Source organism: Caulobacter sp. GW821-FHT12A07 (assembly GCF_058807655.1).
Map to the genome: position 1 here is coordinate 639752 of NZ_JBXAQX010000001.1, position 26977 is coordinate 666728.

A 26977-nucleotide genomic window follows, 5' to 3' on the forward strand; every position below is an offset into this window, starting at 1 on the left:
GGATGATTTTGACGCAATTCCCCCTTCCCCTCCCGGGGGTCGAAGCGCTAATCGGAAAACATGCCCGAACTGACCGACAGCCACGCCGCCGATCCCCTGATCACCCTGGCCCCGGACAAGTGGGTGACGCTTCGCGACGCCTTCGGCGTGGACAGCGACATGAAGGTTCCCGCCTTCAGCCATCGCGACAGCCACGTGCCGGAGATCGACAGCGCCTACCGCTTCGATCCGCAGACGACCAAGGCCATCTGCGCGGGCTTCGCCAAGGACCGCCGGGTGATGGTCCAGGGCTATCACGGCACCGGCAAGTCGACCCACATCGAGCAGATCGCCGCGCGCCTGAACTGGCCGCTGGTGCGCGTGAACCTCGACAGCCACGTGTCGCGTATCGATCTGGTCGGCAAGGACGCCATCGTCCTGAAGGACGGCAAGCAGGTCACCGAATTCCGCGAAGGCATTCTGCCGTGGTCGCTGCAGCGCCCGATCGCCCTGGTGTTCGACGAATACGACGCCGGCCGTCCGGACGTGATGTTCGTCATCCAGCGCGTGCTGGAGGCCGGCGGCAAGCTGACCCTGCTCGACCAGAACCGGGTGATCCGCGCCAACCCCTATTTCCGGCTGTTCTCGACGACCAACACGATCGGTCTCGGCGACACCACCGGGCTCTATCACGGCACCCAGCAGATCAACCAAGGCCAGATGGACCGCTGGTCGATCGTCACGACGCTGAACTACCTTGAGCACGACGTCGAGGCGGCCATCGTGCTGGCCAAGAACCCGTCCTACGACAACGCCGAGGGCAAGCGCACCCTGGCGGCCATGGTCCGCGTCGCCGACATGACCCGCAACGCCTTCATGAACGGCGACATCTCGACGGTCATGAGCCCGCGTACGGTGATCACCTGGGCCCAGAACGCCGAGATCTTCGACGGCGACATCGGCCTGGCGTTCCGCCTGACCTTCCTCAACAAGTGCGACGAGCTGGAGCGCCCGACCGTCGCCGAGTTCTACCAGCGCGCCTTCGGCCAGGACCTGCCGGAAAGCGCCGCCCGGGTGAAGGTGGCCTAGAACTGGAAACTCTCTCCCAGAGGGAGAGGGAGGGGCCCAGGCGATAGCCTGGGAGGGTGAGGGGTTAGGGACCTCGCCGATTTTCGCGCTGCAATCCGGTGATGGGACCGCCCACGGCGTCCCCCCTCACCCTCCCGTCGCTGCGCGCCGGGCCCCTCCCTCTCCCCATGGGAGAGGTTTTTCTATTGCGCTCCCGGCCGCCCCAGCACATCCCTGACCACCGCGCCGCACGCGGCGCAGGCGATGGCGGTGTCGAGGCCGGTCTGGCCGTAGCGCCTGACGACGAAGCCGGGAGAGACGACGTCGACCCGGAAGCCGTAGGGTTCGGCCGGGGGGTCGTCCCACTCGGAAAGATCGACGCGCCCGCGCGTGCCGCAGGCCTCGCAGCCGACGTTCCAGGACCAGAAGTCGCGCTCGACCATGGCCGCCCCTCCCCGGGACGACGCCGCGCCCTCGGAGAAACGGTCATATCAGAAACCAGGGCCTGGCTTGGTCGGTTAGCCGACGCTCGCGGCGGCTCCTCTTTCGGGGGGAGCATCTTGATTGTGCCCCCAAGGCACAGCTGCTTTTCCACCATCGCCCTTGAGCCGCTCCGCCCGCGCCCTCATCTGCGCCCTTCCTCCTCGCCGAAAGAGCACGCCCTTCATGTCCGCCCTGTTCACGCCCTTCCGCCTGAAGGACGCCGCCCTTCGCAACCGCATCGCTATCCCGCCGATGTGCCAGTACAGCGCCGAAGACGGCGTCACGACCGACTGGCACCTGCCGCACTATGCGGGCCTGGCGCGCGGCGGGGCGGGGCTGGTGATCGTCGAGGCGACGGCGGTGTCGCCCGAGGGCCGCATCTCGCCCGGCTGCACCGGCATCTGGACCGACGAGCAGGCCGAGGGTCTCGCCAGAATCGCCGCGGCCATCAAGGCGGCGGGCGCGGTGCCCGGCATCCAGATCGCCCACGCCGGCCGCAAGGCCAGCGCCAACCGTCCGTGGGAAGGCGACGACCACATCGAGGGCGGCGATCCGCGCGGCTGGCAGACGATCGCCCCGTCGGCGATCGCCTACGGCCAGGGCCTGCCCAAGGTTCCGCGCGAGATGACCCTGGTCGACATCGAGCGGGTGAAGGCCGACTTCGCCGCCGCCGCCCGCCGCGCCCGCGAGGCCGGCTTCGAGTGGCTGGAGCTGCACTTCGCCCACGGCTATCTGGCCCAGAGCTTCTTCTCGCGACACAGCAACCACCGCACCGACCAGTACGGCGGCGACGCCCTGGCGCGCGGCCGGTTCATGGAAGAGACCCTGGCGGCTGTCCGCGCCGAGTGGCCGGAAAACCTGCCGCTGACCGCCCGCTTCGGCGTGCTGGAATATGACGGCCACGACGAGGAGACCCTGGTCGAGTCGATCGACCTGACCCGCCGGATGAAGGCCGGGGGCCTCGACTTGCTGAACGTCAGCGTCGGCTTCACCATCCCGGGCGCCAATATCCCGTGGGGCACGCCGTTCCTGGGGCCGATCGCCCGGCGGGTGCGCGAGGAAGCCGGCCTGCCGGTGGCCTCGTCCTGGGGTCTGGACGCCCCGCGCCTGGCCGAGCGTCTGGTGGCCGAGGAGCAGATGGACCTGGTGATGATCGGCCGCGCCCACCTGGCCAATCCGCACTACGCCTACGAGCTGGCCCAGGAACTGGGCGTCGAGCGTCCCACCTGGGCGACCCTGCCGGCGCCCTATGCGCACTGGCTGGACAAGTATCGTCCGGCGGCGGAACTGGCGGAGGCTGCCGAATAAAACCTCTCCCTTGGCGAGAAGGTAAGTTCAGAGCGGCACCGCGAAGGTCTGCTTCATGGTCTGGGCCGGGATGTCGGTCTTGACGTTGAGCACGCCGCGGATGCGGGTCAGGTGGTCGGCCTGGAAGCGGCGATAGGCGGCGATGTCGGCGGCGACCACCCGCAGCAGCAGGTCGCAGTCGCCGAGCATGACGTAGCACTCGACCACCTCGGGCATCTTGTCGATCTCGGCGACGAAGTGCTCGACGGCGTCCTCGTTCTGCGAGTTCAGCCAGATGCGGGTGAAGAAGGTCTGGCCCCGGCCCACCTTGGCCGCGTCGATCACCGCCACGTAGCGCTCGATGATCCCCGTCTCCTCGAGGATCCGCACCCGCCGCAGGCAGGGCGAGGGCGACAGGCCCACGCGCTTGGCCAGCTCGGCGTTCTGGATGCGGCCGTCCTTCTGCAGTTCGCGCAGGATGCGGCGGTCGATGTCGTCGAGCTTCATGGAATCTGCTGCCAGGATTTGGCGATCAGCATCGCCTGGATGCCAATCATTGATCATATGGGAGCATGATCGCAACCCGATTGCGCGAGGTTTGCGCTAGGCTGCCAATCCTTCCCGCAACCGCTCCTCCCCCGGTCGCCCATGACAATCGAAACCTGCGCTCCCGCCGCCATGCCTGGCGACGGGCCCTCCGAACTGCGTTCTGAACTCTGGCCCGAGTTCCGGCGGGGCGTGGTCGCCTCGCTGCCGGTGACGGCCGGCTTCGTACCGTTCGCCTTGGTGCTGGGCGCCCAAGCCGCCCAGAAGGGGCTGAGCGTCGCCGAGACGCCGCTGATGACGGGCCTCAACTTCGCCGGCGGCTCGGAATTCGCGGCCATCGGCCTGTGGACCTCGCCGCCGCACCTGCTGCTGATCGCCGCCGTGACGCTGATGATCAACAGCCGCCACCTGCTGATGGGCGCGGCCCTGACGCCCTTTTTGAAGGAACTCCCCAAGCGCCGGGTGCTGCCGGCCCTGTTCCTGATGTGCGACGAGAGCTGGGCCATGGCCCTGGCGGACGCCAAGGCGCGCGGGACCTTCAGCCTGGCGCACTACATGGGCGTGGCCCTGCCGATGTGGCTGGCCTGGATCGTCTTCACCGCCCTGGGCGCGATGGTGGGGCCAGTGCTGGGAAACGTCGAGACCCTGGGCTTCGACATGGCCTTCCCCGCGATCTTCCTCGTGCTGCTGCGCGGCATGTGGAAGAGCTTTTCGGCCGCCCGGCCGTGGCTGGTCAGCCTGGCGGTCGCCGCCTGCGGCCACCTGCTGGCGCCGGGGGCCTGGACTGTGGCGGCCGGCGCCCTGGCCGGACTGCTGAGCGCCTGGCTGTGGGCCGGCGGCGAGCAGCGGGAAGAAGAAGGTGCGGCCGCATGATCTCCCTGCCCGTCCTTGCGACCATCCTGGCCATGGCCGGCGTCACCTACCTGACCCGGATCGGCGGCTATCTGGTGCTGCGCAACCGCACGCTTGGGCCGCGCGCCACGGCGGTGATGGAGGCCGCCCCCGGCTGCGTGCTGATCGCGGTGATCGCCCCGCACTTCGTCTCGCCCCGCCCGGCCGACCTGCTGGCCCTGGCGATCACCTTCGTCGCGGCCCTGCGCCTGCCGATGCTGGCCGTGGTGCCGATCGGCATCGTCGCGGCGGGCGGGCTACGGTGGCTGCTGGGGTAGGCGAGGTCGACATTCACCGGCCTGAGCTCATTTTTCGCCGAGTATCCCCGCGAAGGCGGGGATCCAAGCCGAGGTCGCAATCGACCCACGGCCGCGCCTCATCCTGAAATCCAGCTTGGGTCCCCGCCTTCGCGGGGATGCGCGGATTTGAAGGTCGCGAATAGCTGAATGTCGATACGCCCTAGGCGGGGATCAGGCGTCCGGACGCCAGGCGGCCTCGAACGCGGCCGCCTCGATCTGGATCAGCGACATCCGCTCGTCGCCCTCGACGGCCTCGTAGCCGGCCCGCAGGTTTTCGGTGCTCTCGTAGAAGTCGCCGTCGGTCAGGTTGTCGGCCTCGGGGCCGAAATAGTTGGCGACGCTGTCGCGCTCGCGGCGGCCGTCGCGGAAGACATCGACCATGCGCAGCACGCGGCCGTCCTCGTCGACCTCGTAGAACAGGGTGACGGGCTCGTCGGCGTGGTCGTGGGTCCAGTCGCAGCGGTAGTGGGAAAGGCTCATGGCCGCTCCTTTCCCTCGCCGCGCCGCGCGGGGCAAGGCCCGCCCTTGCCATGCCCCCTTCGCACGGCCATCTCTTTGATCATGACCACGCCCGCCGAAGACCTGCTCGACCGCGCGGCCGCCGCGGCCCTGTCGCTGGCCGCCGACCGTCCCTGGCCGCAGATCGCCCTGCGCGACATCGCCGTCGCCGCCGGCGCGCCGTTCGCCGAGCTCTATGCGCGGGCCGACAGCAAGGCCAAGGTGCTCAGCCACCTGTCGCGCCGCTTCGACCAGGCGGCGCTGAACGCCGACGCCGGCGAGGGCGCGGCCGCCCACGACCGCCTGTTCGACGCCGCCATGGCCCGCATCGAGGCCATGGAGCCCCACCGCCACGCCCTGATCGCCATCGCCAAGGCCGAAGGCCTGCCCCGCTCGGCCGCCCGCTTCCCCAAGACCGCCCGGGCGATCCTCGAGGCGGCGAGCATCGACGCCACGCCGGTGCGCCTGGCCGCCATGACCGCCGTCTGGGCCCGCGCCCTGCAGGTCTGGCGCGACGACGAAGGCGCCCTGAACCGCACCATGGCCGAACTCGACAAGCGCCTGAAACAGATGGCCGAGCAACTGGGCAAGGTGGGGGCGGGGTTCTAGAGGCGCAATCTATGGGCGCAGCATTGCCCTACAAATCCCGCCAAGGTTAAGCTTGTTCGTCGACGAGCGGTCGTAGCGCGCCGCGCTACATTCTGCTCGACATTCGTAGCGCATTACGCTACACATGATGGCGGACATCGATGATCCAAAGCTGGAAGAGCGTTGCCGCCAAAGCCGTCTTCCTGGGACATTCGCCTAAGGGCTTTCCCGCCGATCTGGTGCGGCGAGCCCGTCGGGTGCTGACCCAGCTAAACGCGGTCACCGAGGCGGCGCAGATGCGCATACCGCCCGGCAACCGCCTGCACGCCCTGGACGGGGACCGGGCCGGCGAGTGGTCGGTCAGCGTCAACGACCAGTTCCGGATCACCTTCCGGTGGGGCGACGACGGACCGGAAGACGTCTGGTTCGGCGACTATCACTGAGCGCATGAGTGCGAAGGACACGAACGATGAGCGACACCTTCCTCGATCTCGACTTCGTCTCGCCCCTGCCGCACCCCGGCGAGATCCTGCGCGAGGACTTCATGGCGCCGATGGGCCTGACCGCCGGCGCGCTGGCCAAGGCCATGGGGCTGAAGGACCGTACGCGGATCGAGCGCCTGACCCGCGAGACCCAGCCCGTGACACCCGACACGGCCCTGCGGCTGGAGCGGGTGTTTTCCATGGACGCGCGGTTCTGGATGAACCTGCAGGCCCAGCACGACCTGTCGCGGACGGTGATCGAACGCCGCGCCGACCTGGAAGCGATCCAGCCGCTGGTCGCGGCCTAGGTCGGATCGACATTCAGCTATTTGCGACCTTCAAATCCGCGCATCCCCGCGAAGGCGGGGACCCAAGCTGGATTTCAGGATGAGGCGCGACCGTGGATCGACCGCAACCTCAGCTTGGATCCCCGCCTTCGCGGGGATGCTCGGTGAAAAATGAGCTCAGGCCGGTGAATGTCGATCCGCCCTAGGCCTCATTCCACGACAGGCTGCTGTTGCGGGCCACCTTGATCGCGCGGGCGACGGGGGGCGGCACGGTGGCGGGCCAGCGGGCGGCGACGAAGCGTTCCTTGGTCAGCCAGGCCAGGGAGACGCTGTCGGACTGGTTGCCGCCGAGGATGCGATAGGCCCCGTCGTCCTCGCCGGCGTAGAAGCCGACATGGCCCTTGCCGCTGCCACGGCCGTCGCGCCAGAACACCATCACCGCGCCCGGGGTCGGGGCGGTGGGGATGCCGAAGCGCTCCCAGGCGCGGGCCGACAGCAGGCCGGCCGGGGTCGGCTCGCGGTCGAGGGTGGCCGAGACGCAGTGGCCGACGAAGAGGCCGCACCAGGGCACGTCGTCGCCGGTGTAGATGCTCTTGAGCCCCTGGTCGGAGGCCCAGTCGATGATCTCGGGATTGTCGCCCCGGCCGGGCTTCTCGCGGGTGCCGATCAGGCGGCGGGCCTCCTGGAACCAGACCAGGCTCGGATCGTCGAAATCGGCCAGGGTCAGGGGCGTGGGGGCGTTGACCGCCGGGGCGCCCTGGAACAGAGCCGCCAGGGTCAGGGGCCCCACCACCCCGTCGGGCTCGAGCCCGTGCTTGAGCTGGAAGCGGCGAACGGCGGCCACCGTGGCCCGTCCCCACACCCCGTCGATCGGCCCGGGCGTATAGCCGCGCGCCGCCAGCTGCTGCTGGATGTCCTTGATTTTCATGACCGCAACTCCGTCGCGTAGCGGCGTTATCCGAACGACAAGCCGCGCCATGAGTCAATCATGGAGTGTATTTCACGGATTGCCCGTAATCCTTACATCGCCGCTGCGTCGGAAACGGTCGCGCCCTACCCCGGCAGGCGCATCACCGCCCGCAGCCCGCCCATCGGCGAGCGCTCCAGGACAAGGTCGCCGCCCAGGCCGCGGGCCATGTCGCGGGCCAGCGCCAGGCCGAGGCCGACGCCCTTCTCGTTCTGGTTCCGCGACTCGTCGAGGCGGTTGAAGGGCTTGAAGGCCTCTTCGTAGCGGTCCTCGGGGATGCCGGGGCCGTCATCGTCGACCATGATCAGCACCCCGCCGGTCAGGCGCGGCTCCAGGGTGACGCGGACGGCCTCGCCGTGGGCGGCGGCGTTGTCCACCAGGTTGGTCAGGGCCCGCTTGAAGGCGCTGGGGCGCAGGTTGGCGCTCAGCCCCTGCTCCAGCACCGTCTCGACGCTGGCCCCGCCGCGCTCGGCCCCGGCGCAGACCCCGGCGATCAGCGGCGCCAGCTCGACGGCCTGCAGGGCCTCGCCGCCCTCGCCTCGGGCGAAGGCCAGGTACTCGTCGATCATGTGCTCCATTTCGGAGAGATCGCGCTTGATGGCCTCGACCTGCGGGCCGGGCTCGGCCAGGGCCATCTCCAGCTTCAGCCGGGTGAGCGGGGTGCGCAGGTCGTGGCTGACGCTGGCCAGCAGGGCCGTGCGCTGCTCGATATGGCGCTGGATGCGGGCCTTCATGGACAGGAAGGCCTGGGCCGCCTGGCGCACCTCGCGCGCGCCGTGCGGCTTGAACTCGTGCTCGGCCCCGCGTCCGAAGGCGTCGGCGGCGTCGGCCAGGCGCTCGATGGCCCGCACCTGGTTGCGGATGAACAGGATCGCGATCGCCGTCAGCAGCATGGTCGCCACCACCATCCACAGGATGAAGATGTGGCCTTGGGTGGCGAAGGCGCGGTCGCGCGGGGCGAAGATCCGCAGGGTGCCTTCCTTGACCTTGACCCGGATCTCGACATGGGCGGCGTAGCGGTTGGAGGCGTCGAACCAGAAGGGCTCGTCCAGCCGCTCCTCCAGCGCCCGCTGCATCGAGCGGTCGAGCGAGGCGAACATCGCCGGCCGCTTGCCCGTCGGCAGTTCGCGGCCCTTCAGCAGGGCGATCGACAGGTCCATGGTCTGCTCGGCCCGCTCGGCCATCGCCTTGACGGCGGCGGGGCTGGGATCGTCCTGATAGGTGGCCACGGCCCAGGCGATGTCGCCGGCCAGCCCCTCGGACAGGCGGCTATTCACCGTCTCCCAGTGGGCGTCGAAGAAGCCCCAGGTGACGGCGATCTGCATCACCGCCACGGGCAGGACGATGATCAGCAGGGAGCGGCCGAACAGCGAGGTCGGCAGCCAGCGCTTGATCTGGCGCGGAATGAACAGGCGGGTGCGCAGGCGCATTCTAACCCCCTCTCCCCTTGCGGGAGAGGGTGGCCTCCGAAGGAGGTCGGGTGAGGGGTCGATAGACGGCGCCGCCGCGACGGCGTTGAGGCCGAGCGGAGCGTCGGGGTTCTGAGAGACCCCTCATCCGTCGGCTTTCGCCGACACCTTCTCCCGCAAGGGGAGAAGGATTTGGCTGCATCCCCATCAATCCGGCGCCAGCCGATAGCCCACCCCGCGCACGGTCTGCAGGTAGCGGGGGTTCTTGGGGTCGGGCTCGATCTTGCGGCGCAGGCGGGTGACCTGGACGTCGACGGCGCGGCCGGTGGCGTCGGCGGTGTCGCGGGCCAGTTCCAGGCGGTCGACGGGCTCGTGCAGGGCGCGGGCCAGGCGGCGCAGCAGGGCGACCTCGGCCTCGGTCAGGCGCACGGGGACGCCGGCTCTGGTCAGCTCGCCGCGATCGGGGGCGAAGGCGCAGTCGCCCATGACGATCTCGCGCGGGCCGATCGGCTTGGGCGCGGCCCGGCGCAGGATCGACTCGATGCGCAGCAGCAGTTCCTGCGGCTCGAACGGCTTGGCCAGGTAGTCGTCGGCGCCGTGGGTCAGGCCCTCGATGCGGTCGCCGGTCTGGTCGCGGGCGGTCAGCATCAGGATCGGCACCTTGCCGATCTCGCCGCCCTTGGCCCGCAGGCGCTTGGTGAACGAGAAGCCGTCCTCGCCCGGCATCATCACGTCGAGCACCAGCAGGTCGAAGTCCATCACCGCCACCAGCCGGTCGGCGTGGGCGGCGTCGGCCGCGGCGCTGACCCTGAAGCCGGCGCGGCTGAGGAACTGCTTGAGCAGGTCGCGGATGCGGTCGTCGTCATCGACCACCAGGAGATGACGTTCGCGTCTTTCCTCGGGGCTCACAGGGCCTCCCTCCGATTGACGCCGACGCCCTGGCGCGGACCGGCCAGGGCCGCCAGGATGCGCCGCGCGCCGGGCACGCCATCCAGGCCGCCGGTGCGATAGGCGCGGCCGAGCAAGGCGCGCAGGCGTTCGCTGACCCGGGCCTCGAAGGCCTTGCCGGCCTCGGTCAGCACGGCGGGACGGCGGCGGGCGTCGAGATCGCCGGCGGCCTTCTCGGCCAGACCCAGCTTCTGCAGGTCGCTCAGGGTCTTGCTGGCGGCCTGTTTCGACAGGCTGGTCAGCTTGGAAAGGTCCTGCACGCCGATGCCCGGACGCCGGCGCAGCAGGAAGGCCGCGCGCCAGTGCGAGCGCCCCAGGCCCGGCCCTTCGGTCTCCAGCACCCCGTCGACCGCCGCCCACAGCGCCGCCTCGGCCAGGAGAATCAACTCCAGGCCTCCATCGAGCTCCTCCTCGCGCAGGATCAGGCGGGGATCGGCGTGCGGCGTCATGCGGGCGCGTCCATTTTGTTTGACCTTCCGGCTCCTCGGGCGTCTAAGGACCGGGTTCCAAATAAGGAGGTCTTGGACCGATGTCTCTCGTTCCCTTCGATGATCGCGACGGATGGATCTGGCTGGACGGCCAGTTCGTTCCCTGGCGCGAGGCGAAGGTGCACGTATTGACGCACGGCCTGCACTACGCCTCGTCGGTGTTCGAGGGCGAACGCATGTACGGCGGCGAGATCTTCAAGCTGACCGAGCATACCGAGCGCCTGTTCAAGTCGGCCGAAATCCTCGACTTCGAAATCCCCTACACGGTGGCCGAGATCGACGAGGCCTGCAAGGCGACGGCCGCCAAGAACGGCCTGTCGGACTGCTATGTGCGCCCGATCGCCTGGCGCGGCAGCGAGATGATCGGCGTCTCGGCCCAGCAGACCAAGATCCACGTGGCCATCGCCGTCTGGGATTGGCCCAGCTATTTCGACCCGGCGCTGAAGGCCAAGGGCATCCGCCTGACCTGGGCCAAGTACAATCGCCCGGACCCGAAGACGGCCCCCGTCGCCGCCAAGGCCGCCGGTCTCTACATGATCTGCACCATCTCCAAGCACGCCGCGGAGAAGGACGGCTACACCGACGCGATGATGCTGGACTACCGCGGCTACGTGGCCGAGGCGACCGGCGCCAACGTGTTCTTCGTCAAGGACGGCGTGCTGCACACGCCCAAGCCCGACTGCTTCCTCGATGGCATCACCCGCCGCACGGTGATCGACATCGCCAAGGGCAAGGGGATCGAGGTGGTCGAGCGCCACATCGAAAAGCAGGAGCTCTCGGGCTTCACCGAGTGCTTCATCGTCGGCACCGCCGCCGAGGTGACCCCGGTCGCCGAGATCGGCGAGTTCACCTTCACGCCCGGCAAGCTGTCGCTGAGCCTGATGGACGCCTATGCGGCCCTCGTGCGCCGCGAAGAGGTCGTGCCGGCGTAAGGCTGGGTCGCGAGCTTTGAGATCGAGAACCCCGGGGCGATGTCCCGGGGTTTTTCTTTGGCCGGGGAAGACCCCCTCAGTCGCTTTGCGACAGCTCCCCCAGAGGGGGAGCATCTGCCTTGCTAGATCCTCCCCCTCTGGGGGAGGTGGCCCGGAGGGCCGGAGGGGGGACGTTTTCAGCTTTCGCGGCGCTGGGGAGGCCCCAACCACTCCCCCCACCGATCGCTGCGCGATCGCCTCCCCCAGAGGGGGAGGTTCCTTGCCTCAGTCCTTCACCCCCACCGTCGCCACCAGCCAGCCCCCGCCCCACGGCGTGTTGACCACCGCCTCGTCGAGCACCGCGCCCAGGGCCTTCAGCCGCCGCCACAGGCGCAGGGGCTTGAGCGACAGCCACATGGTCAGGCCCACCGCCCCGCCGGGGGCCAGCATGGCGCGGTAGTGGGCGATCAGCGGCTCGACCTCGCCCAGGTGCTCGATGCACTCGGAGAACACCACCACGTCGAAGGCCTCGTCGATCTCGAAGGTGCGCCCGTCGCCGAGCAGCAGCTCGACCTGGCCCGAGGCGATCTCCCCCGCCAGACGCAGGGCGCCCTTGGCCACGGCGGGGGCGGAGAAGTCGACGCCGACATAGCGGGCCGGGCCGTGGGCGCGCAGGGCCTCGAAGAACACCCCCTCGCCGGCCCCGATCTCGAGCACCCGCGCCTTGGGCCAGCGGTCGGCGATCATGGCGGCCAGCAGGCGGTGATGGTGGCGCTGGTCGGAGCGGTGCAGGCGGTCGTAGACGCCGTCGCGATATTCCTGGTCCCAGCGCTCGACCGGCGCGGCGCGGAACGCCTCGCCCTTGCGCTTCTCCATCAGGTCGCCCAGCCACGGACGGTCCAGCGAGGCCATTTCGACGAACCGTCGCCAGCGCATGTAGACCATCGCGTTTCCCCCGGGAGTTTACCAGACCAGGGTTAGACGTCGCCACGCGTGTGGGACCGCAATGATATTCCCTCTCTCTTTGAGAGAGCGAGGGGCCCGCCGCGAAGCGGTGGGGGGTGAGAGGTTTCACCGCTTGCAGGCAAATCCCGGCGTGTTCGGTTGCGTCGAGCGACCAGGCTCGAAGACGTGGCGTCAGAGATATCGGAACATCTGAGTCTGCGGCCGGCCCCGCCGCGCCTCATTCGGAGAATTTGTTACCTCTCACCCTCCCACGCCTGCGGCGTGGGCCCCTCCCTCTCTCAAAGAGAGAGGGAAAATCTCAGCCCGCCACCTTGGCTTCGATCTCGGCCAGCCTCGCGCGGGTGGCGGCAAGGTCGAGGCCGAAGCGGGCCGGGTCGGCGGCGGCGAGGCGGGCGGTGACGTCGTAGCTTTCGCGATAGAGGTCCAGCGCCCGCATGCGGTGGCCGCGGTCTTCGCGCAGGTCGGCCAGGCGCTCCAGCGCCACCGACAGCGCCCGTTGAGCGCCGGGGTCGACGGCTTCGCGGCCGCCGGGCGAGCGCCTCAGGGTCAGCGCCTCCTCGAAGGCCGACAGGGCCTCGTTCAGGCGGCCTTCGGCCTCGGCGACGTCGCCGATCCCGGCCAGGGCGCCGGCCAGCAGTTCGTCCGCCGACGGATCGCCCGGCGAGGCCTTGCGGACCGAGCGGGCGTAGGAGACGGCTTCCTCATAGGCCTCGGCGGCGTCGTCGTGGCGGCCCTGACCGGCGGCGAAGTCGCCCAGGTCGCGATGAGCAACAGCGCGCTCTCGGTCGGTGCAGGCGGCCCGGACCATCCGGGCCAGCACGCGGGCGGCCGGGTTCCAGGATTCGGCGGCGGTGAGCGTCAGAAGCTCGCCGCGCAGGGTCTCGAAGTCCGCCTCGGCCGGCGGCAGGGCGACCGGCGCCAGCTGGACGACGGGCGCAGGCGCGACGACCGCGACGGGCTCGGGCTGGACCGGCTCGGGCTGGACCGGCTCTGGCAGGACAGGCTCGGACTGAACGGCGGGTTCGACTTGCACGACCGGGGTCGCGGCCGGCGCGGGCTCGACGGCCAGCGCCGGCGTCGCGACGGCCTCCCCCAGATCCAGCACGGCCGGACCGGCCGAGGAGCGCCCGTCCCCACGGGCGCTCCTCTTGGTCCGCGACTCGGTGCGGCTCGCACCTTTTCGCGGCATCCCCTTTCGAGGAGTTAGGGCGGCGACGAGAAGGATCCCCCCTATCGTCATCGCCGCCCAACCGGCGAACGGCCGGTGCGGCTCGAACGGGCCGAGATCCCAGTCCGCGGCCCACGTCCCCAGCGCGCCCAGACCCGAAATCACGTATCCCGACGTCGTCAGGATCAGCCCCAAGATGATCCCTACGATGCGAGCCAGCATGTCGCCCCCTCCACGACGTCCGTCCGCCAGGGGCGGAAAGTCATAGGAGCGAGGGGGTCGCGTCGAGCCTGCTCGCCTGTCAGGGGAACACCGATAACCTGTACGACGCCGGTGCAGGCGCCCACGGCGCAGTCTGCCTCTAAATCAGCCACGCGCGCGGACGCGGATAGGCCTCGCCCCTCACCAGATAGGCGATGCCGGCGATGCAGCGGATCACGAACCACAGGCTGATCGCCGACAGGATCGCCACCCCCGCGATCAGCATCGGCACGCCGATCAGCACCAGCACCAGCGGAATGCCGAACAGCACCAGCATCGCGCCGATCAGGAACCAGGCGATCGACAGCCAGAAGGTGCGGATCGCGAAGGTGTAGTGGCTCTCGTTGATCGGCCCGGCCGAGCCGCGCTGCACATAGGCGACGATCAGGCCGATGAAGAAGGTCAGGCCGTTGGTGAAGCCCAGCAGGTAGAGGCCGTAGACCACGCCCGGCAGGATCTTGTCCTCGGCGTGACGCTCCGCGCCCGGATCGAGGTCGGCCTGGATGAAGTCGCTCATCGGCTCACAGCATCCAGTTGCGCGGCGTGGGATAGGCCTGGCCCTTCAGCAGCCACGACAGGCCGACGGCGGCGCGCACCGTCACCCAGATGCCGACGGCCACCAGGATCAGGGCGCCGACGCCGATGATCAGGGTCAGGACGCCGATCACCGCGAACAGCAGCGACAGCCAGAAGGTGCGGATGGAAAAGACGTAGTGGCTCTGCAGCCATTCCGGCGCCGAGCCCTTGGAGACATAGGCCAGCACCAGGCCGACGATCGGCGAGAAGCCCGTCACCCAGCCGGCCAGGTAGCAGGCGTAGACGACGATCGCCATGGTCTTGTCGTCCTGCAAGGCGGGCGGGACGGCGGGGTCTTGCACGGGATCGGTCACGGGCGTCCTTCATTGAAAAGCGATGTTTTCCGGATGCTCGCCAAAAACGCGCGGCGATGCAAATGAAGGTTCGGAGAGGTGGAGAGGATGCTCCCCCTGAAGGGGGAGCTGTCGCGAAGCGACTGAGGGGGAAGTTCCCCATGACCTCTCCCCGTAAAATCCCCGCGAAAGCGGGGACCCAGGCTTTTTCTGAAACCCGCGGCGCTCGACGATAAAACACCTGGGTCCCCGCTTTCGCGGGGATTTTACGGATTGGGGGGATCAGGAACTCACTTCCCCCTCCGGCCCTTCGGGCCACCTCCCCCTTCAGGGGGAGGGTCTTCCTAGGGCAGCCACCGCGTCGGCAGGTCGTGCGGATCCAGCGTCTCGCCGCGCGGCAGCCACGGCACGGCGGCGAACAGCAGCAGGAGCAGGAAGGCCATGCGGGCGGCGACGTCGATGGCCATGCCGCGCATCGAGGACGACACGGCCAGCAGCAGCAGGGCGAGCGTGCCGATCGCCAGCAGGCCGGCCACCAGGGTCACGGCGTCGGCCAGCTTGAAGCCGGCGGTCTCGAAGCGGGCGCGGGGCGCAAGATCGGCGCCGACGGCGGCGAGCGCGCGGGCCAGCAGCGAGAAGCTCTCCAGCCGGTCGTCGAAGCGGCCGGGACCGCGCCAGCTCTGCGAGGCGATCGCCAGCTTGCGGCGGCCGAAGCTCAGGATCAGGGCGCGCTGGCGGCCGCCGCCGCGCGGCATGGCCAGGCGGTAGCGGGTGAGGTCCTGCAGGTCGAAGCGGCGTTCGCGGCCGCCGCGCCGTTCCACCAGCGTCCCGCCCTCCAGGCTCCAGGCCGTCTCGGGCTGGAACGGGGCGAGGCGAGCGCTGTGGAGCAAGTCGCTCACCCCCGGACGGCGGTGATCTCGACGCCGGCGGCGGCGGCGTGCGGGGCCAGGGCCAGGGGCTTTTCCACCCGCACCCGGGCGCGGGTGACGCGATGGTCGTCGAAGCAGGCCTGGGCCAGGCGCTCGGCGAAGGTCTCGACCAGGTCGATATGGCCGGCGGCGGCGATGTCCTGGGCGGCGTTGCGGATGGTCTCGTAGTTCACCGTGTCGCCCAGCTGCTCGCAGTGCACGGCGGCGACGTCGAGCTCGACGTCGATGACCAGCGGCTGCACGCGGCCGTGCTCGTGGTCGTAGACGCCGATCTCGGCCTCGACCTTGAGGCCGCGCACGAAGACCTTGGTCACGATGACCTTGACGATCGGGGCGGGAGCGCCGGAGGCGACGGGAGCCGCGAACGGCGTTTCGGAGCGGGGGGAGGCGGACACGGCGGAGGCTTTCAGGAACCGAGGACGTCGGGCGTGCGCCAGGCCAGGTGCTGGCCGCCATCGACCGCGATCATCTGGCCCGTGACCGACGGCGCGTCAATGAGATAGCGCATGGCGGCGGCCAGTTCGGCCGGATCGACGGCCGCGCCGAGGGGGGTGGCGGCGGCCTCGGCCTCGAACTCGCCGGGGGCCTGATGCACCGAGGCCAGCACCGGTCCAGGCCCTATCGCATTGACGCGGACGGCCGGCGCCAGGGCCTGGGCCAGGGTCTGGGTCGCCCACCAGAGACCGGCCTTGGAGACGGTGTAGCTGAAGAACTGCGGGTTGGGCTTCAGCACCCGCTGGTCGACCAGGTTGACCACCAGGCCCTTGGTTTCCACCGGCAGGGCGGCGGCGAAGGCCTGGGCCAGCAGCACCGGCGCGCGCAGGTTGGCGTCCATGTGCCGGTCCCAACTGTCGGCGGTGACGGCGCCGATGCGGTCGTCCTCGAAGGTCGAGGCGGAATTGACCAGCAGGGTCAGCGGCCCGATCACCTCTGCGGCCGCCCCGACCAGGGCCGCGCCGATCTCCGGGTCCGACAGCTCGCCCCGCACGGCGACGGCCCGGCGGCCCAGGGCGGCGATCTCGGCCACGACCTCGTCGGCCTCGCCCCGCGCCGAGCGGTAGTGCACCGCCACGTCATACCCCGCCCGCGCCGCCTCCAGCGCCAACACCCGCCCGATCCGACGTCCCGCGCCGGTGACCAGCGCGACGCCGCGAGGGGATGGGGTGTGGGAAGAGGGCATGCGGGGTCCTGGCTGGAGAGCGTCGCCACCGTTCATAGCGGCTGCCGGGGCGACAGGCGACCACGTCAGGATTATTGTAGCTACGATAAATCGTCGGGCGGTTTCAGCCCACGGCGCATCGTTTCGATGAGAAAGTCCAATGACGGGGAACAACAACGATACGCGCCCCATCTGGACGGATCCGGATGACGCGCCCGAATGGTCCGACGAGGTTCTAGACCGGGCCGAACTGAAGGACGGCGACCGCGTCCTGCGCCCCGCTTCCGGGACGCTGACCAGGCGCGGCCGCCCTAAGCTCGAAACACCCAAGAAGCAGGTGACGCTGCGCCTGGATCAGGACGTCATCGACAAGCTTCGCGAAGACGGTCCCGGCTGGCAGAGTCGGGCCAACGACCTGCTGAGGAAGGCGGTCGGCGTTTAGGCCGGCCGCCCGTCCGCAACGCCCCTCAACGAACACCGCTCGAAAAGCCGGCGCCTGTTGATCGATTTGACAGCAGCGCTGCCGGGCCTATGATGCTTCTCGCCATGTATCGGATCGAATTGTTCAATCGCGACCAGCATCGGGCGGGCCACCTCATCGCAGGAGCCTAGTCCCGAGCCCCCATCGACGCCTAGACGTCGGGCTCGGGACGAAAATCAACGCGACATTTTCGTTGCGCAAGACTTCGAGCATCACTGTTCGAGGCTTCGCGATCTTGCGCCTTTCATCCGATTACTGCGCCGCGACCTGATCCCTGGCCGCGCCATGCGATGACGCATGGCCGCCCGGCGGGCCGCGGCCGCGCGTCCGCAAAGGAGCGCCCACATGCCTGCGTCCATCCCCGCCCGCGAGCCTGAAGACCGCCCGCCGATCGCCGTCTGCGGTGAGGACTACGACCGCCTGGCCCTGCTGGTGGCCGGCGGCCCGCACGCCGCCCCGGGCCATGCCCTGCTGGCCGCCGAGCTGGAACGCGCCGCCCTGGTCGAGGGCGCGCCAGCGGCCGACCGCGTGCGGCTGGGCTCGCGGGCGACCTATCGCGACCTCGACCGGGGCCGGGTGCGCACGGTGGTGCTGGCCCTGCCCCACGCCGCCCATGACGAGGGCCGCGTGTCGGTCACCGCCCCGATCGGGGCGGCGCTGCTGGGCCTTTCGCCCGGCCAGCGGTTTTCGTGGACCCAGGCCGACGGCCGCGCGCGGACCATCGAGATCCTGGCGGTGCGCAATGACGCGTGACGCGCTTCCTCCCGATGTCAGGCCTCCCGACGTCATGGCCGCCGACGTCGATGACCCCGGACCGTGCCCCAGCCCCGGCCAGGGCCTGTCCACCGCCGCGGCGGCGGCCCTGATCGCCGCGGCCGACGTGGTCGAGGACGCCTGGACCCGCAAGCCCGCCCGCGAGGCGGTCGTGCGCCTGTCGCTGCACGCCGAGGAGCTGGCCAGCTCGCCCCTGGCCCGCGACCAGCTGCTCAGCCGCGCCCTGGAGCTGGCGGCGCAGGACCTGGAGGCCGGCCGCCGCCCGCTGGCGCACTGGCCGTTGTTCTTCGCCCGCGACCTGGCCCCGCCGACCGAGGCCCGCGAGGACGTGCGCGACTGGGTGCTGGCGCATGCTGATCCGTTGCTCTCCGACGGCGAGGCCGTGGCCCAGGCGGTCGAGGCCCGCACGGTGCGCGAACTGGGCGACGCCTTCGAGACGGCGCGCGGCCTCACCCGCCGCCTGCGCGTCGAGGCCTGGCTGCAGCTGGCGCTGTGGGACGATCCCCGCATCCCGGCCAACGCCGAGACCCGCTGGCTGATGCGCGCCGGCGGCCGGCGGCTGATGTCGCGGCTGGGGGAGGCGTGAGCGGAGACGCCCCCTTCGCCCGTCATTCCCGCCCTTGTGGCGGGAAGCCCTCTATCGACCGCAAGGGGGGATGAGGCGGCGTGCCGAGCACGCCGCTTGCGCTTCACATGCGGGCTGAACCAGGGGTTCCCGCCACAAGGGCGGGAATGACGGGAAACTTTGGGGGCCTTGCCCCCCTCGGCCCCTAGTCGATGCGGCCGAATTCGAAGGCGTTCAGGCCGACGATGACGCCCAGGAAGATGGCGATGATCAGGATCGCGAGCATGGGCGTGTCTCCGCTTGTTGTTCTCTGGTTTCCTCTGTCAGCGGCTTTAGCGGTCGGCGTTCTGTGGAGCAAGGGCCGACATGCGGCGGACGAAGGCGTCCCGCCTCCTTGCCGCTTTGCCCCCTGCCGTTCTTGCGGAAAGCGATCTAGGCTCGCGACCATGCTCTGGCGCCGCAAGGTCGAACCGTTCACCCGCCCCTTCGTCTTCGCCTGGTTCCGCTGGAACCGGGGCCTGACCCTGGGCGTGCGCGGTCTGGTGACCGACGCCGAGGGCCGGGTGCTGATGATCCAGCACACCTACGTGCCCGGCTGGTACCTGCCCGGTGGCGGGGTGGAGAAGCGCGAGACGACCGAGACCGCCCTGGCCCGCGAGCTTCAGGAAGAAGCCGGCGTGCGGGTGCTGGGCCGGCCGACCCTGCTGTCGGTGCACAGCAACGAGCCGCGCCATCCGGGCGACCACGTGCTGGTCTATCGCGTCCACGCCTGGGAGCCCTGCGAGGCCTCGGCCCAGGGCGAGATCCACGAGGTCGCCTGGCACCATCCCGACGCCCTGCCCGACGACGTCACCGCCGCCACCCGCCAGCGCATCGCCGAGGCGCTGCATGGGGCGGAAGTGGATCCGATGTGGTGAGGCGATGAGCGAGCCGTCCCCCAGGACCTTTTCCAGGCAGGTCGAGCCCGCGCCGTCCGACGATCCGCCGCCGAAGCTGGAGCCGTCGATCCACGCCCTGCTGGCGCCGGTGCTGGCCGAGGACGGCTTCTCCGGTTCGGGGCGCGTCTTCCGCCGTCTCTACAGGGACCTGACGCTGGTCGTCGCGGTGAGCGGCACGCGCTATGGCGGCGAGGTCGCGCTGAGCCTGGGCCTCCAGCCCGTCGCTGTCCCCAACGAACAGGGAACGCCCATCGCGCGCGGAAAGCTGACGGCCGCCCACTGCGAATTCAGCCGCGACCTGGGGCCGGCCGAGAACGACGGCCGATGGCGCTACCAGCCCACGCGGGAAGCGATGGACGCGGCCATGGGCGCCGCCGCCGAGACCTATCGCGCCTTCGGCCGGCCGTTCCTGCAGATCATGGCCGGCCCGTTCTCGCCCCTGCGGACGGCGACGCCGCAGGACTTCAGGGACGGGGCGCGGCACTTCCAGGTCTTCCGCCAGACCCCCGTCCGGATGGCCCGCGCCCTGGCCCACATGCGCCTGGCGGCCGGCGATCGGACCGCCGCCCACGGCTTCGCCCGGTTCGCCCTGGACGACATCGGCGACGGCATGGCCGGCAGCGCCCTGGTTCCCGAACTGCGGGCGATCCTGGAAGCCTGCCAGGAAGCCTGCCAGGAAACCTGAGCGAGCGTTTCGCGGGCTCGCCGAAAACGAAGACGTGGAGGACGGCCGACGGCCGCCCTCCTTCTTCCCCCGTCAGAAGTTGAACGGAGTGTTGGTGCTGATGGCGACGTCGCCGGTGACGTTCTTGCCGCCCCCGTTCAGCAGGCAGTTGCCCGTCACCGCGAGCGAGCGCCAGTCGCCCGTCAGATAGGCGGCGTCGGCCACGACATTGCCGGCGAAGGCCATGTCGGCGTCCGTGCCCGCCACCAGCGACACCGGGACGCCGAAGAAGCCGCCGGTGATCTTGCTCCAGGTCGGGTTGTGCAGCGTGAAGCCGGTGAAGCCCCCGACATTGATCCCGCTCATCGCCAGGGCCTTGTAGCGGGTGGCCTCGCCCTGGGTGAAGAAGTCGCCCGTGCTCGCGCCCGTCCAGCGGCCGCCGATGATCGACAGGGCGACGATCTCGGACGTGCCGCTGTCGATGATCGCCGACTTCACGTTCTCGGAGTTCCAGTTGACGAAGGTGTAGATCCCCGTCGCGCTGTCCAGGTTGAAGAAGCCGAGGACCGTGGCGGTGTCGCCGGCCCCGGTCGCGGTCGGGAAGGCGTTGATGTCGACGAAGCTGACGTCGTTGGCCGAGCCGCCGATCTGGACGAGCACGTTGGGGATCACGCCCTCCTCGCCGCCGTTGAGGCCGAAGTCGCTCTGGGCGACCTTGATCCCGGCCGCCTCCTCGATCCGCATGTAGGCCAGCGGGCAGACCGAGGTGGAGATGTTGGTCGCCTCATAGCCGATCGAGATCGCCGAGGCGCTCGTGCCGGTGATCACCCGGCCGAAGGCGTGGCGGCTGGACAGCACGCGCTGCTCGCGACCGTAGTTGAAGCTCTGCCACAGGATGCCGATGCTGTCGGTGCGGATCGGCGCCGAGGTGGTCTTGGCGCGGATGACGGCCAGGTCGCGCAGGGTCACGAAGCTGGGGCTGATGCTCGGCCCGCCGATGCGCAGGCCGACCACGACGTCCGGGTCGGGCGAGATGACCGAGCCGTAGATCCCGCTCTGCGAGGTCGAGACGAACGGATAGCCGCACTGGGAGTCGCCGCACAGCGTGACGCCGTGCTTTTCGATGACCAGGGCGGCCGTGGTGCGGTAGGTGCCCGAGGGCAGGTAGACCTGATTGACGCCCGACGCGTCGATGGCGGCCTGGATGGCGGCCGTGTCGTCGGTCACGCCGTCGCCGACGGCGTTGTAGGGCGCGTTCTTGACGTTGATGATCATTGGAAATGCCTTGAAATAAAGGATCTGGAAAAATCCGCCGCCGCCCGATCGGGCCGTCGCGTCGGCGTCTTCAGATTGCATCGCGGCTGCGACAGGAGCGGTCGCGTCGCATCAGGCGGCCGCCCCGGGCCCGCGCCCCGCGACTTCCCGCGCGATCCGTGCTAAGCGCCCGGCCAACGAAATTCACGAGAGTTCCATGGCCCTGAAAGTCGCCATCGTCGGCCTGCCCAACGTCGGCAAGTCCACCCTGTTCAACGCCCTGACCCAGACGGCGTCGGCCCAGGCCGCCAACTATCCGTTCTGCACCATCGAGCCCAACACCGGCGAAGTCGCCGTGCCGGAACCTCGCCTGGACGCCCTGGCCAAGATCGCCGGCTCCAAGGAGATCATCCCGGCCCGGATCACCTTCGTCGACATCGCCGGCCTGGTGCGCGGCGCGTCGAAGGGCGAGGGCCTGGGCAACCAGTTCCTGGCCAACATCCGCGACTGCGACGCCGTGGCCTTCGTGGCCCGCTGCTTCGAGGACGGCGACATCGTCCACGTGGAAGGCCGCATCGACCCGCTGAGCGACCTCGAGATCATCGAGATGGAGCTGATGCTGGCCGACCTGGAGAGCCTGGAAAAGCGCGTTCCCGCCCTGGAGAAGCGCGCCAAGGTCGGCGCCGACAAGGAAAGCGCCAACACCCTGCGCCTGGCCAACATCGCCCTGGCCCTGCTGCGCGAAGGCCGCCCGGCCCGCGCCGCCAAGATCGACGCCGACGACGAAAAAGCCTGGCACATGCTGCAGCTGCTGACCTCGCTGCCGGCCCTCTATGTCTGCAACGTCGATGAAGGCAGCGCCGACAAGGGCAACAAGTACAGCGACCTGGTGACCGAACGCGCCGCCAAGGACAACGCCAAGAGCGTGGTCATCTCGGCCCAGATCGAGAGCGAGATCGCCCTGCTCGACGCCGAGGAGCGCGCCGAGTTCCTGGAGACCCTGGGCCTCGAAGAGCCGGGCCTCAACCGCCTGATCCGCGAAGCCTACAAGCTGCTGGACCTGCAGACCTATTTCACGGTCGGCCCCAAGGAAGCCCGCGCCTGGACCATCCATGTCGGCGACACCGGCCCGCAGGCGGCCGGCGTCATCCACACCGATTTCGAGAAGGGCTACATCCGCGCCGAGACCATCGCCTTCGACGACTTCGTCAAGCTGGGCGGCGAAAACGGGGCCAAGGAAGCCGGCAAGATGCGGGCCGAGGGCAAGGACTACGTCGTCAAGGACGGCGACGTGATGCACTTCCGCTTCAACGTCTGATCGCAGGCTTGAAATAAAGCTCCACCTGGCCGAGCTTGCCCGCGTTGCGTGGGGGAGCTCGGTTCAGGTGCGTTCAATTCGATCCGCGGCGGTCGCCCTGACGGCGACCCTTCTTGCGGCTCCGTTCGCGGTCGCCCGGCAGGCGACCCTGGCCGAGCCCGAGCCGGTGGACTACAGCTCGTTCCGCTATGCGGTGCTGCCCGGCTCTGCGCCGGCCGGCGAACGCACCGCGCTTCAGAACCAGCCCCTTCTCGTGCAGCGCGCCGTCTCGCCCTGGGCCGCCCAACTGGTCGACACGGTGGACGTCCCCTCCTTCCCGGCGGGCGGACCGCCGGCCGGCAGCCGCATGTTCGGCGTGCGCTACGGCCTCTCGATCGCCTACTGCGCCGTCAAGGACCGGCCCGACTGGTGGCGCGAGCCCTACTTCCTGTGCCTCTACGACCGCGACGACGACGGCCGCTTCGACGAGATCATGCCGTCGACCAAGCTGGGCCTCGACGTTCCGTTCTTCGTCGTCGACTACGGCGCCATGCGCAAGCTGGCCAAGCCCGCCGCCTATAACCGCCTGCCCTACGCCGAAGGCCCCGCGATGAACTTCGCGGTGATCTGGAGCCCGGCGGCCGCCGACGGACGCAAGCCCGACCCGAAGCTCAAGACCCCACCCGTGGTCGACATCGGCCTGGCCTTCGAAACCCGCAAGGGCCTGCAACCGATGTCGACCTCCCGGGCGCTGACGGCCGCGCCGGACCAGTCGGCGCAGGTGCGCCCTCGCGGCGCGCGCATCCGGCTGCTGGGCTACGCCGCCGACGGCGCGCTGCGCTACGAGGTGCTGGAGCCGATGAACCCTCACCTCGACGAGGCGCGGTTCGAGCCCGACGCCACCGGTGCGCAACGCCCGAGGAAGCCGTGATGCGACGCCTGATCTTCGCCGGCGCCGTTCTGGCCGCCCTGATCGCCGCCGAGGCCGTGTCGGCCCAGCCCGCCGTCCCGCCCCCGCCCGCTCCCATCGCCGACCCGACCACGCCGCTGCGCTCGTGGGAGACCCTGCCCGACGATCACCGGGCGTTCTTCGAAACCAGGATCGGCCGGATCGTCGCCCAATCGCGCCTGGTGGTCGAGACCGCGGTGAAGCCCGACGCGGCGACGCGGCGTCTGTCGCCGGGGACCGTCCTGGCCCTGCAACGGGTGCGTCCCGGCCCCGGCGTCGTCCTGGCGGCGGCGCCCGACGGCAAGACCGCCCTGGGCGCGCCCGGCCAGGCGCTTTGGCCCGCCGTCACCGCCTGGGGCAAGACCTACTGCCGCTCGCCCCGCCCGCAGTGGGCCGTCTGCTTCCTCGACCAGGACGACGACGGCCGTTTCGAGGGCGTCGCCGACCGCGGCAAGCCGATGCTCAACGACAGCGGCTTCCAGATCGGCGGCCTGGGGCCGATCCGCCCGCTGCGCGAGCCGGTCGCCTACGCCGCCGCCCAAACCTTGCCCCAGGCCTCGCCCAAGCCCTCGCCCCAGGCCACGGCGCCGCCGGCCGCCGCGCCCGAATGGATGGCGCTGCGCTATGTCGGCCCGATCTCGGGCCGGCTGAAGTCCGGCAGCTTCCTGTGCGATGGCCGGGCCGAGTTCCACATCCTGATCGGCGCCGCGCCGGAGTCGCTGAAGGAGGCCTTCTCGCTGGTCGTGCACCTCGATCCGGCCGGCGTCGGGCGGCTGGTGACGCCTGCCGGCTATGTCGTGGACATCTCGAACGTCACGATCGACGGCCAGGCCGACATCCGCCTGCTGTCGGCCCTGCCGGTCGGCGAGACCCTGCTGCGGCCGACGATCACCCGGGAGCTGGCGGTCCAGATGTCGCGCGCCATGCAGTTCCCGCCGGACCGCCCATGACCCGCGGCGTCCTGGAACTGTCCGTCGCCGCGACCTTGCTGCTGACCGCCTCCGCGCTGAGCGCTTGCGGCGCGGCCACGGCCCAGGCGCCCGCCCCGGCCGGCAAAGGCGCCGTCGACCGGATCGTGATCGAGAAGGCCGCCCATCGCATGAGCCTCTATGCCGGCCAGCGGCTGGTGCGCGCCTACACGGTCTCGCTGGGGGCCGGCGGCCTGGCGCCCAAGACCCGCGAAGGCGACCGGCGCACGCCCGAGGGCGACTACCGCATCACCGGCCGCAACCCGAACAGCCGCTATCACCTGGCCCTGCGCATCGGCTATCCGACCCCGGCCCAGGTCGCCGCGGCCCGGGCGGCGGGGGTCTCGCCCGGCGGCGACATCATGATCCACGGCCTGCCCAACGGCCGCGGCGCCCTGGCGGCGCTCTATGCGGGCCGCGACTGGACCGACGGCTGCATAGCGCTCACCGATCCCGAGATAGAAGAGGTCTGGACCCTGGTGCGCGACGGCGCGACGGTGAGGATCACGCCATGAGCCAAGCGATCGACACCTCCTCCGTCGTGGTCCGCCCCGATCTGCGGCGCATGGTGGCCATGCACGCCGCGCTCGCGCTGATCCTGGTCGCCTTCGCCGGCGTGGCGGCCTGGTCGCAGGCGCTCGACGCCCATGCGATCTGGTCCTGGCGGGACTGGCTCTCGCAGGTCTGGGCGTGGCCGATCTCGCCGACGGCCTGGCTTTCGCTGCTGCCCGTGGCGATCGCCGCCGTCGTGATCGGACGGCTGCCCTTCGCCCTGCGCGACAAGACCCCCCGTCTGATCGTCGCCTTCGACGGGATCCGCTGGCGCGAGGGCCACGACGGGCCGCTCTACTTCCTGCCCTGGACGCGGATCGCCTCGGCCTCGGTCCAGTCGTACGGCGAGGACGGCGAGGCCCTGCGCCTGATCCTGGGGGCGCCGGCCGTGGAGGAACGGAACGCTCCCGAGTGGCCCGTATCGGCGCCCGTCGACATCGATCTCGACAATCTCGACATCGCGACCCGCGACCTGAAGGCGGAGATCCACCGGCGCGCGCCCCACCTCTTCCCTCAAGTCTCCGAGCGGACCCGATGAGCAAGACGCTCGAGGCTCCGCCCCGCACGTCTCGCTGATCGACTTCGACGACTGAGCGCCTTGACCGGAAGGGCGGCGCGGGTCTGGATGCGCGCCAAACCGAGCCGGGAGCCGCGCATGTCCGACACCATCACCCTGACCTCCGCCGTCGACGGCTTCGCGTTCTCCGCCCTGCACGCCGCGCCGCTAGGGCCGCGCAAGGGCGGGGTCGTGGTGATCCAGGAGATCTTCGGCCTCGACCAGTATGTCCAGGCCGACGTCGCGCGCTGGGCCGCGCGCGGCTACGAGGCGATCGCGCCGTCGCTGTTCGACCGCGTCACGCCTGCTTACGTCGCCGAGCACGACCCGGAGGGCTTCCAGACCGGCATCGCCGCCGTCGGCCAGGTGGGTTTCCCGGCCATGCTGTCGGACATCCAGGCCAGCATCGACGCCCTGAAGGACAAGGGCCCGGTGTTCGCCGTCGGCTACTGCATGGGCGGCTCGCTGGTGTGGGTGGCGGCCTCGAAGCTGGAAGGCCTCGCCGCCGGCTCCAGCTATTACGGCAGCCAGGTGGGGGCCAACGCGGCCCTGCCGCTGAACTGCCCGGTGATCGTCCACCTGGGCGCCAAGGACGGCCACATCGACGCCGAGGCCGTCAAGGCGGCCGTGTGGACATCGCATCCCGACCTGCCGGTCTACGTCTATGAGAACAGCGGCCACGGCTTCAACAACGACGGCCGTCCCGACAGCGACCTTTCCGACGCCGAGCTGGCCCGCGAGCGCACGCTGGCCCTGTTCGAGGCGAATGGAGCCGGCGCGTGACCACCACCGGAACCCGCATCGCCCTGGCCGACCGCGAGGGCGGCCCGTTCAGCGCCTGGCGCGTGCCGCCGGGCGAGGCGCGGCGCGGGGGCGTGGTGGTGCTGCACGCCATCTGGGGGATCACCCCGCACATCCGCGAGTTCAGCGAAAGCCTGGCCGAGCACGGCTACGAGGTGATCGCCCCCGACCTGCTGGACTCCGCCGACGCCGCGTGGCCGGAACTCAACACCGAGCCGGCGATCCTCGACGACCGCATGGCCCTCGGCGAACAGGCCGCCTGGGGCGCGGCCTGCCTGCCCCGCGTGCAGACGGCGATCGACGCCCTGGAGGGCGGGCCGGTGTTCGTGGTCGGCTTCTGCTTTGGCGGCACCACCGCCTGGCTGGCGGCGACGCGGGCGAGCGGGGTCACGGCGGTCTCGGCCTTCTACGGCGGCGACATCGTCAGGTATCGCGACGAGACGCCGAAGGTCCCGACCATCCTGCACTTCGGCAAGACCGACGAAATGATCCCCCTGGCCGACGTCGAGGCCATCGCCGGGGCGCATCCGGACCTGCCGATCTTCCAGTACGAGGCCGGCCACGCCTTCGTGGCCCCCAGCGGCCACCACGCCGACAGCGCCCGGCTGTCGATGCTGCGCACCCTGCAGCTCTTCCAGCGCTCGGGCGGGAGCAAGGGGGAAGCCTGACGGCGGGCCAGGCCTCCCCCTCTCCCG

At 70.2% G+C, this 26977-nt stretch carries 35 protein-coding genes; 20 read left to right on the forward strand and 15 right to left on the reverse strand.

All coding sequences use genetic code 11. The features are described 5' to 3' along the window. Positions 1 to 60: 60 nt before the first annotated feature. A complete protein-coding gene (cobS, locus tag AC1RRS_RS02975) occupies positions 61 to 1068 on the forward strand; it encodes a cobaltochelatase subunit CobS (protein WP_487290473.1) in 1008 nt (335 codons plus the stop codon). 182 nt (positions 1069 to 1250) lie between these two features. Here cobS and AC1RRS_RS02980 read toward each other — a convergent pair whose 3' ends face one another. Then, complete coding sequence (locus tag AC1RRS_RS02980) at positions 1251 to 1490, reverse strand: hypothetical protein (protein WP_492853872.1); 240 nt, start codon at positions 1488 to 1490, stop codon at positions 1251 to 1253. Between the two features lie 223 nt (positions 1491 to 1713). On the opposite strand from AC1RRS_RS02980, the gene AC1RRS_RS02985 reads away from it, so the two are divergent. Beyond that, a complete protein-coding gene (locus tag AC1RRS_RS02985) occupies positions 1714 to 2838 on the forward strand; it encodes an NADH:flavin oxidoreductase/NADH oxidase (RefSeq protein WP_492853873.1) in 1125 nt (374 codons plus the stop codon). 27 nt (positions 2839 to 2865) lie between these two features. Here the strand turns inward: AC1RRS_RS02985 and AC1RRS_RS02990 are convergent, their stop codons facing one another. Next, complete coding sequence (locus AC1RRS_RS02990) at positions 2866 to 3324, reverse strand: Lrp/AsnC family transcriptional regulator (RefSeq protein WP_487290470.1); 459 nt, start codon at positions 3322 to 3324, stop codon at positions 2866 to 2868. Between the two features lie 141 nt (positions 3325 to 3465). Here AC1RRS_RS02990 and AC1RRS_RS02995 point away from each other — a divergent pair, with 141 nt between their 5' ends. Together AC1RRS_RS02995 and AC1RRS_RS03000 are read left to right on the forward strand one after the other, a co-directional pair. Continuing rightward, positions 3466 to 4236: an AzlC family ABC transporter permease gene (locus AC1RRS_RS02995; protein ID WP_492853874.1), complete on the forward strand. Its 771-nt coding sequence runs from the start codon at positions 3466 to 3468 to the stop codon at positions 4234 to 4236. After that, positions 4233 to 4532 carry an AzlD family protein gene (locus AC1RRS_RS03000; RefSeq protein WP_487290468.1) on the forward strand — a complete coding sequence of 100 codons (300 nt, stop codon included), beginning with the start codon at positions 4233 to 4235 and terminating at the stop codon, positions 4530 to 4532. Before AC1RRS_RS02995 ends, AC1RRS_RS03000 begins: the two co-directional genes overlap by 4 nt. A gap of 192 nt (positions 4533 to 4724) precedes the next feature. Here AC1RRS_RS03000 and AC1RRS_RS03005 read toward each other — a convergent pair whose 3' ends face one another. Next, complete coding sequence (locus AC1RRS_RS03005; RefSeq protein WP_487290467.1) at positions 4725 to 5033, reverse strand: DUF6881 domain-containing protein; 309 nt, start codon at positions 5031 to 5033, stop codon at positions 4725 to 4727. An 81-nt stretch (positions 5034 to 5114) separates the two neighbouring features. Here AC1RRS_RS03005 and AC1RRS_RS03010 point away from each other — a divergent pair, with 81 nt between their 5' ends. The 3 genes from AC1RRS_RS03010 (at position 5115) to AC1RRS_RS03020 (ending at position 6429) form a co-directional block, all read left to right on the forward strand. Then, positions 5115 to 5660: a TetR family transcriptional regulator gene (locus tag AC1RRS_RS03010; protein WP_492853875.1), complete on the forward strand. Its 546-nt coding sequence runs from the start codon at positions 5115 to 5117 to the stop codon at positions 5658 to 5660. A gap of 140 nt (positions 5661 to 5800) precedes the next feature. Continuing rightward, the gene (locus AC1RRS_RS03015) at positions 5801 to 6082 is read left to right on the forward strand and encodes a type II toxin-antitoxin system RelE/ParE family toxin (protein WP_492853876.1); all 282 of its coding nucleotides are present in this window, start codon (positions 5801 to 5803) and stop codon (positions 6080 to 6082) included. Between the two features lie 26 nt (positions 6083 to 6108). Further along, a complete protein-coding gene (locus AC1RRS_RS03020; RefSeq protein WP_110120603.1) occupies positions 6109 to 6429 on the forward strand; it encodes a HigA family addiction module antitoxin in 321 nt (106 codons plus the stop codon). A gap of 181 nt (positions 6430 to 6610) precedes the next feature. Here AC1RRS_RS03020 and AC1RRS_RS03025 read toward each other — a convergent pair whose 3' ends face one another. From AC1RRS_RS03025 to AC1RRS_RS03040, 4 genes are all read right to left on the reverse strand, one after another. Further along, on the reverse strand, positions 6611 to 7336 hold the full coding sequence (locus AC1RRS_RS03025; RefSeq protein WP_487290465.1) for an NlpC/P60 family protein: 726 nt from the start codon (positions 7334 to 7336) through the stop codon (positions 6611 to 6613). A gap of 125 nt (positions 7337 to 7461) precedes the next feature. Beyond that, the gene (locus AC1RRS_RS03030) at positions 7462 to 8805 is read right to left on the reverse strand and encodes an ATP-binding protein (RefSeq protein ID WP_492853877.1); all 1344 of its coding nucleotides are present in this window, start codon (positions 8803 to 8805) and stop codon (positions 7462 to 7464) included. 186 nt (positions 8806 to 8991) lie between these two features. Then, positions 8992 to 9693: a response regulator gene (locus AC1RRS_RS03035; RefSeq protein ID WP_110120606.1), complete on the reverse strand. Its 702-nt coding sequence runs from the start codon at positions 9691 to 9693 to the stop codon at positions 8992 to 8994. Continuing rightward, positions 9690 to 10181: a MarR family winged helix-turn-helix transcriptional regulator gene (locus tag AC1RRS_RS03040; protein WP_058349175.1), complete on the reverse strand. Its 492-nt coding sequence runs from the start codon at positions 10179 to 10181 to the stop codon at positions 9690 to 9692. Before AC1RRS_RS03040 ends, AC1RRS_RS03035 begins: the two co-directional genes overlap by 4 nt. A gap of 80 nt (positions 10182 to 10261) precedes the next feature. Here AC1RRS_RS03040 and AC1RRS_RS03045 point away from each other — a divergent pair, with 80 nt between their 5' ends. Next, a complete protein-coding gene (locus AC1RRS_RS03045; RefSeq protein ID WP_492853878.1) occupies positions 10262 to 11152 on the forward strand; it encodes a branched-chain amino acid aminotransferase in 891 nt (296 codons plus the stop codon). 264 nt (positions 11153 to 11416) lie between these two features. On the opposite strand, the gene AC1RRS_RS03050 is transcribed toward AC1RRS_RS03045, so the two are convergent. The 7 genes from AC1RRS_RS03050 to AC1RRS_RS03080 form a co-directional block, all read right to left on the reverse strand. Beyond that, entirely contained in the window at positions 11417 to 12076 is a 660-nt protein-coding gene (locus tag AC1RRS_RS03050) for an SAM-dependent methyltransferase (protein ID WP_492853879.1), read from the reverse strand. 319 nt (positions 12077 to 12395) lie between these two features. Continuing rightward, on the reverse strand, positions 12396 to 13202 hold the full coding sequence (locus tag AC1RRS_RS03055) for a tetratricopeptide repeat protein (RefSeq protein ID WP_492853880.1): 807 nt from the start codon (positions 13200 to 13202) through the stop codon (positions 12396 to 12398). A gap of 424 nt (positions 13203 to 13626) precedes the next feature. After that, positions 13627 to 14043: a DUF4870 family protein gene (locus tag AC1RRS_RS03060; RefSeq protein WP_492853881.1), complete on the reverse strand. Its 417-nt coding sequence runs from the start codon at positions 14041 to 14043 to the stop codon at positions 13627 to 13629. Positions 14044 to 14047: 4 nt separating this feature from the next. Further along, positions 14048 to 14416: a DUF4870 family protein gene (locus AC1RRS_RS03065; protein WP_492853882.1), complete on the reverse strand. Its 369-nt coding sequence runs from the start codon at positions 14414 to 14416 to the stop codon at positions 14048 to 14050. 323 nt (positions 14417 to 14739) lie between these two features. Then, positions 14740 to 15294, reverse strand: coding sequence for a hypothetical protein (locus AC1RRS_RS03070; RefSeq protein WP_492853883.1), 555 nt, complete (start codon positions 15292 to 15294; stop codon positions 14740 to 14742). Then, a complete protein-coding gene (folB, locus tag AC1RRS_RS03075; protein WP_487290455.1) occupies positions 15291 to 15719 on the reverse strand; it encodes a dihydroneopterin aldolase in 429 nt (142 codons plus the stop codon). Before folB ends, AC1RRS_RS03070 begins: the two co-directional genes overlap by 4 nt. 11 nt (positions 15720 to 15730) lie before the next feature. Further along, positions 15731 to 16504 (reverse strand): SDR family oxidoreductase, encoded by a 774-nt coding sequence (locus tag AC1RRS_RS03080; RefSeq protein ID WP_492853884.1) that lies wholly within the window; start codon positions 16502 to 16504, stop codon positions 15731 to 15733. Between the two features lie 139 nt (positions 16505 to 16643). On the opposite strand from AC1RRS_RS03080, the gene AC1RRS_RS03085 reads away from it, so the two are divergent. From AC1RRS_RS03085 to AC1RRS_RS03105, 5 genes are all read left to right on the forward strand, one after another. Next, a complete protein-coding gene (locus tag AC1RRS_RS03085; protein ID WP_492853885.1) occupies positions 16644 to 16925 on the forward strand; it encodes a BrnA antitoxin family protein in 282 nt (93 codons plus the stop codon). A gap of 384 nt (positions 16926 to 17309) precedes the next feature. Next, positions 17310 to 17717 (forward strand): GreA/GreB family elongation factor, encoded by a 408-nt coding sequence (locus AC1RRS_RS03090; protein WP_492853886.1) that lies wholly within the window; start codon positions 17310 to 17312, stop codon positions 17715 to 17717. Continuing rightward, positions 17707 to 18324, forward strand: coding sequence for a hypothetical protein (locus tag AC1RRS_RS03095; RefSeq protein ID WP_492853887.1), 618 nt, complete (start codon positions 17707 to 17709; stop codon positions 18322 to 18324). Before AC1RRS_RS03090 ends, AC1RRS_RS03095 begins: the two co-directional genes overlap by 11 nt. Before the next feature lie 425 nt (positions 18325 to 18749). Further along, positions 18750 to 19220, forward strand: a complete 471-nt coding sequence (locus AC1RRS_RS03100; RefSeq protein ID WP_492853888.1) for an NUDIX domain-containing protein — start codon at positions 18750 to 18752, stop codon at positions 19218 to 19220. A gap of 4 nt (positions 19221 to 19224) precedes the next feature. Continuing rightward, positions 19225 to 19926, forward strand: coding sequence for a DUF4304 domain-containing protein (locus AC1RRS_RS03105; protein ID WP_492853889.1), 702 nt, complete (start codon positions 19225 to 19227; stop codon positions 19924 to 19926). 72 nt (positions 19927 to 19998) lie between these two features. Here the strand turns inward: AC1RRS_RS03105 and AC1RRS_RS03110 are convergent, their stop codons facing one another. Continuing rightward, positions 19999 to 21180, reverse strand: a complete 1182-nt coding sequence (locus AC1RRS_RS03110) for a glycosyl hydrolase family 28-related protein (RefSeq protein WP_492853890.1) — start codon at positions 21178 to 21180, stop codon at positions 19999 to 20001. Between the two features lie 196 nt (positions 21181 to 21376). Between AC1RRS_RS03110 and ychF the strand changes: the two genes are divergently transcribed. From ychF to AC1RRS_RS03145, 7 genes are all read left to right on the forward strand, one after another. Then, entirely contained in the window at positions 21377 to 22477 is a 1101-nt protein-coding gene (gene ychF, locus AC1RRS_RS03115; protein ID WP_492853891.1) for a redox-regulated ATPase YchF, read from the forward strand. 67 nt (positions 22478 to 22544) lie between these two features. Continuing rightward, positions 22545 to 23387 carry a hypothetical protein gene (locus AC1RRS_RS03120; RefSeq protein ID WP_492853892.1) on the forward strand — a complete coding sequence of 281 codons (843 nt, stop codon included), beginning with the start codon at positions 22545 to 22547 and terminating at the stop codon, positions 23385 to 23387. Beyond that, positions 23387 to 24355 carry a hypothetical protein gene (locus AC1RRS_RS03125; RefSeq protein ID WP_492853893.1) on the forward strand — a complete coding sequence of 323 codons (969 nt, stop codon included), beginning with the start codon at positions 23387 to 23389 and terminating at the stop codon, positions 24353 to 24355. The genes AC1RRS_RS03120 and AC1RRS_RS03125 overlap by 1 nt, the downstream gene beginning before the upstream one ends. Further along, entirely contained in the window at positions 24352 to 24888 is a 537-nt protein-coding gene (locus AC1RRS_RS03130) for a L,D-transpeptidase family protein (protein WP_492853894.1), read from the forward strand. The genes AC1RRS_RS03125 and AC1RRS_RS03130 overlap by 4 nt, the downstream gene beginning before the upstream one ends. Continuing rightward, on the forward strand, positions 24885 to 25463 hold the full coding sequence (locus tag AC1RRS_RS03135) for a hypothetical protein (protein WP_492853895.1): 579 nt from the start codon (positions 24885 to 24887) through the stop codon (positions 25461 to 25463). The genes AC1RRS_RS03130 and AC1RRS_RS03135 overlap by 4 nt, the downstream gene beginning before the upstream one ends. 117 nt (positions 25464 to 25580) lie before the next feature. Beyond that, the gene (locus AC1RRS_RS03140) at positions 25581 to 26264 is read left to right on the forward strand and encodes a dienelactone hydrolase family protein (protein WP_492853896.1); all 684 of its coding nucleotides are present in this window, start codon (positions 25581 to 25583) and stop codon (positions 26262 to 26264) included. Continuing rightward, positions 26261 to 26950: a dienelactone hydrolase family protein gene (locus tag AC1RRS_RS03145; RefSeq protein ID WP_492853897.1), complete on the forward strand. Its 690-nt coding sequence runs from the start codon at positions 26261 to 26263 to the stop codon at positions 26948 to 26950. Before AC1RRS_RS03140 ends, AC1RRS_RS03145 begins: the two co-directional genes overlap by 4 nt. The last annotated feature ends 27 nt before the right edge of the window (positions 26951 to 26977 follow it).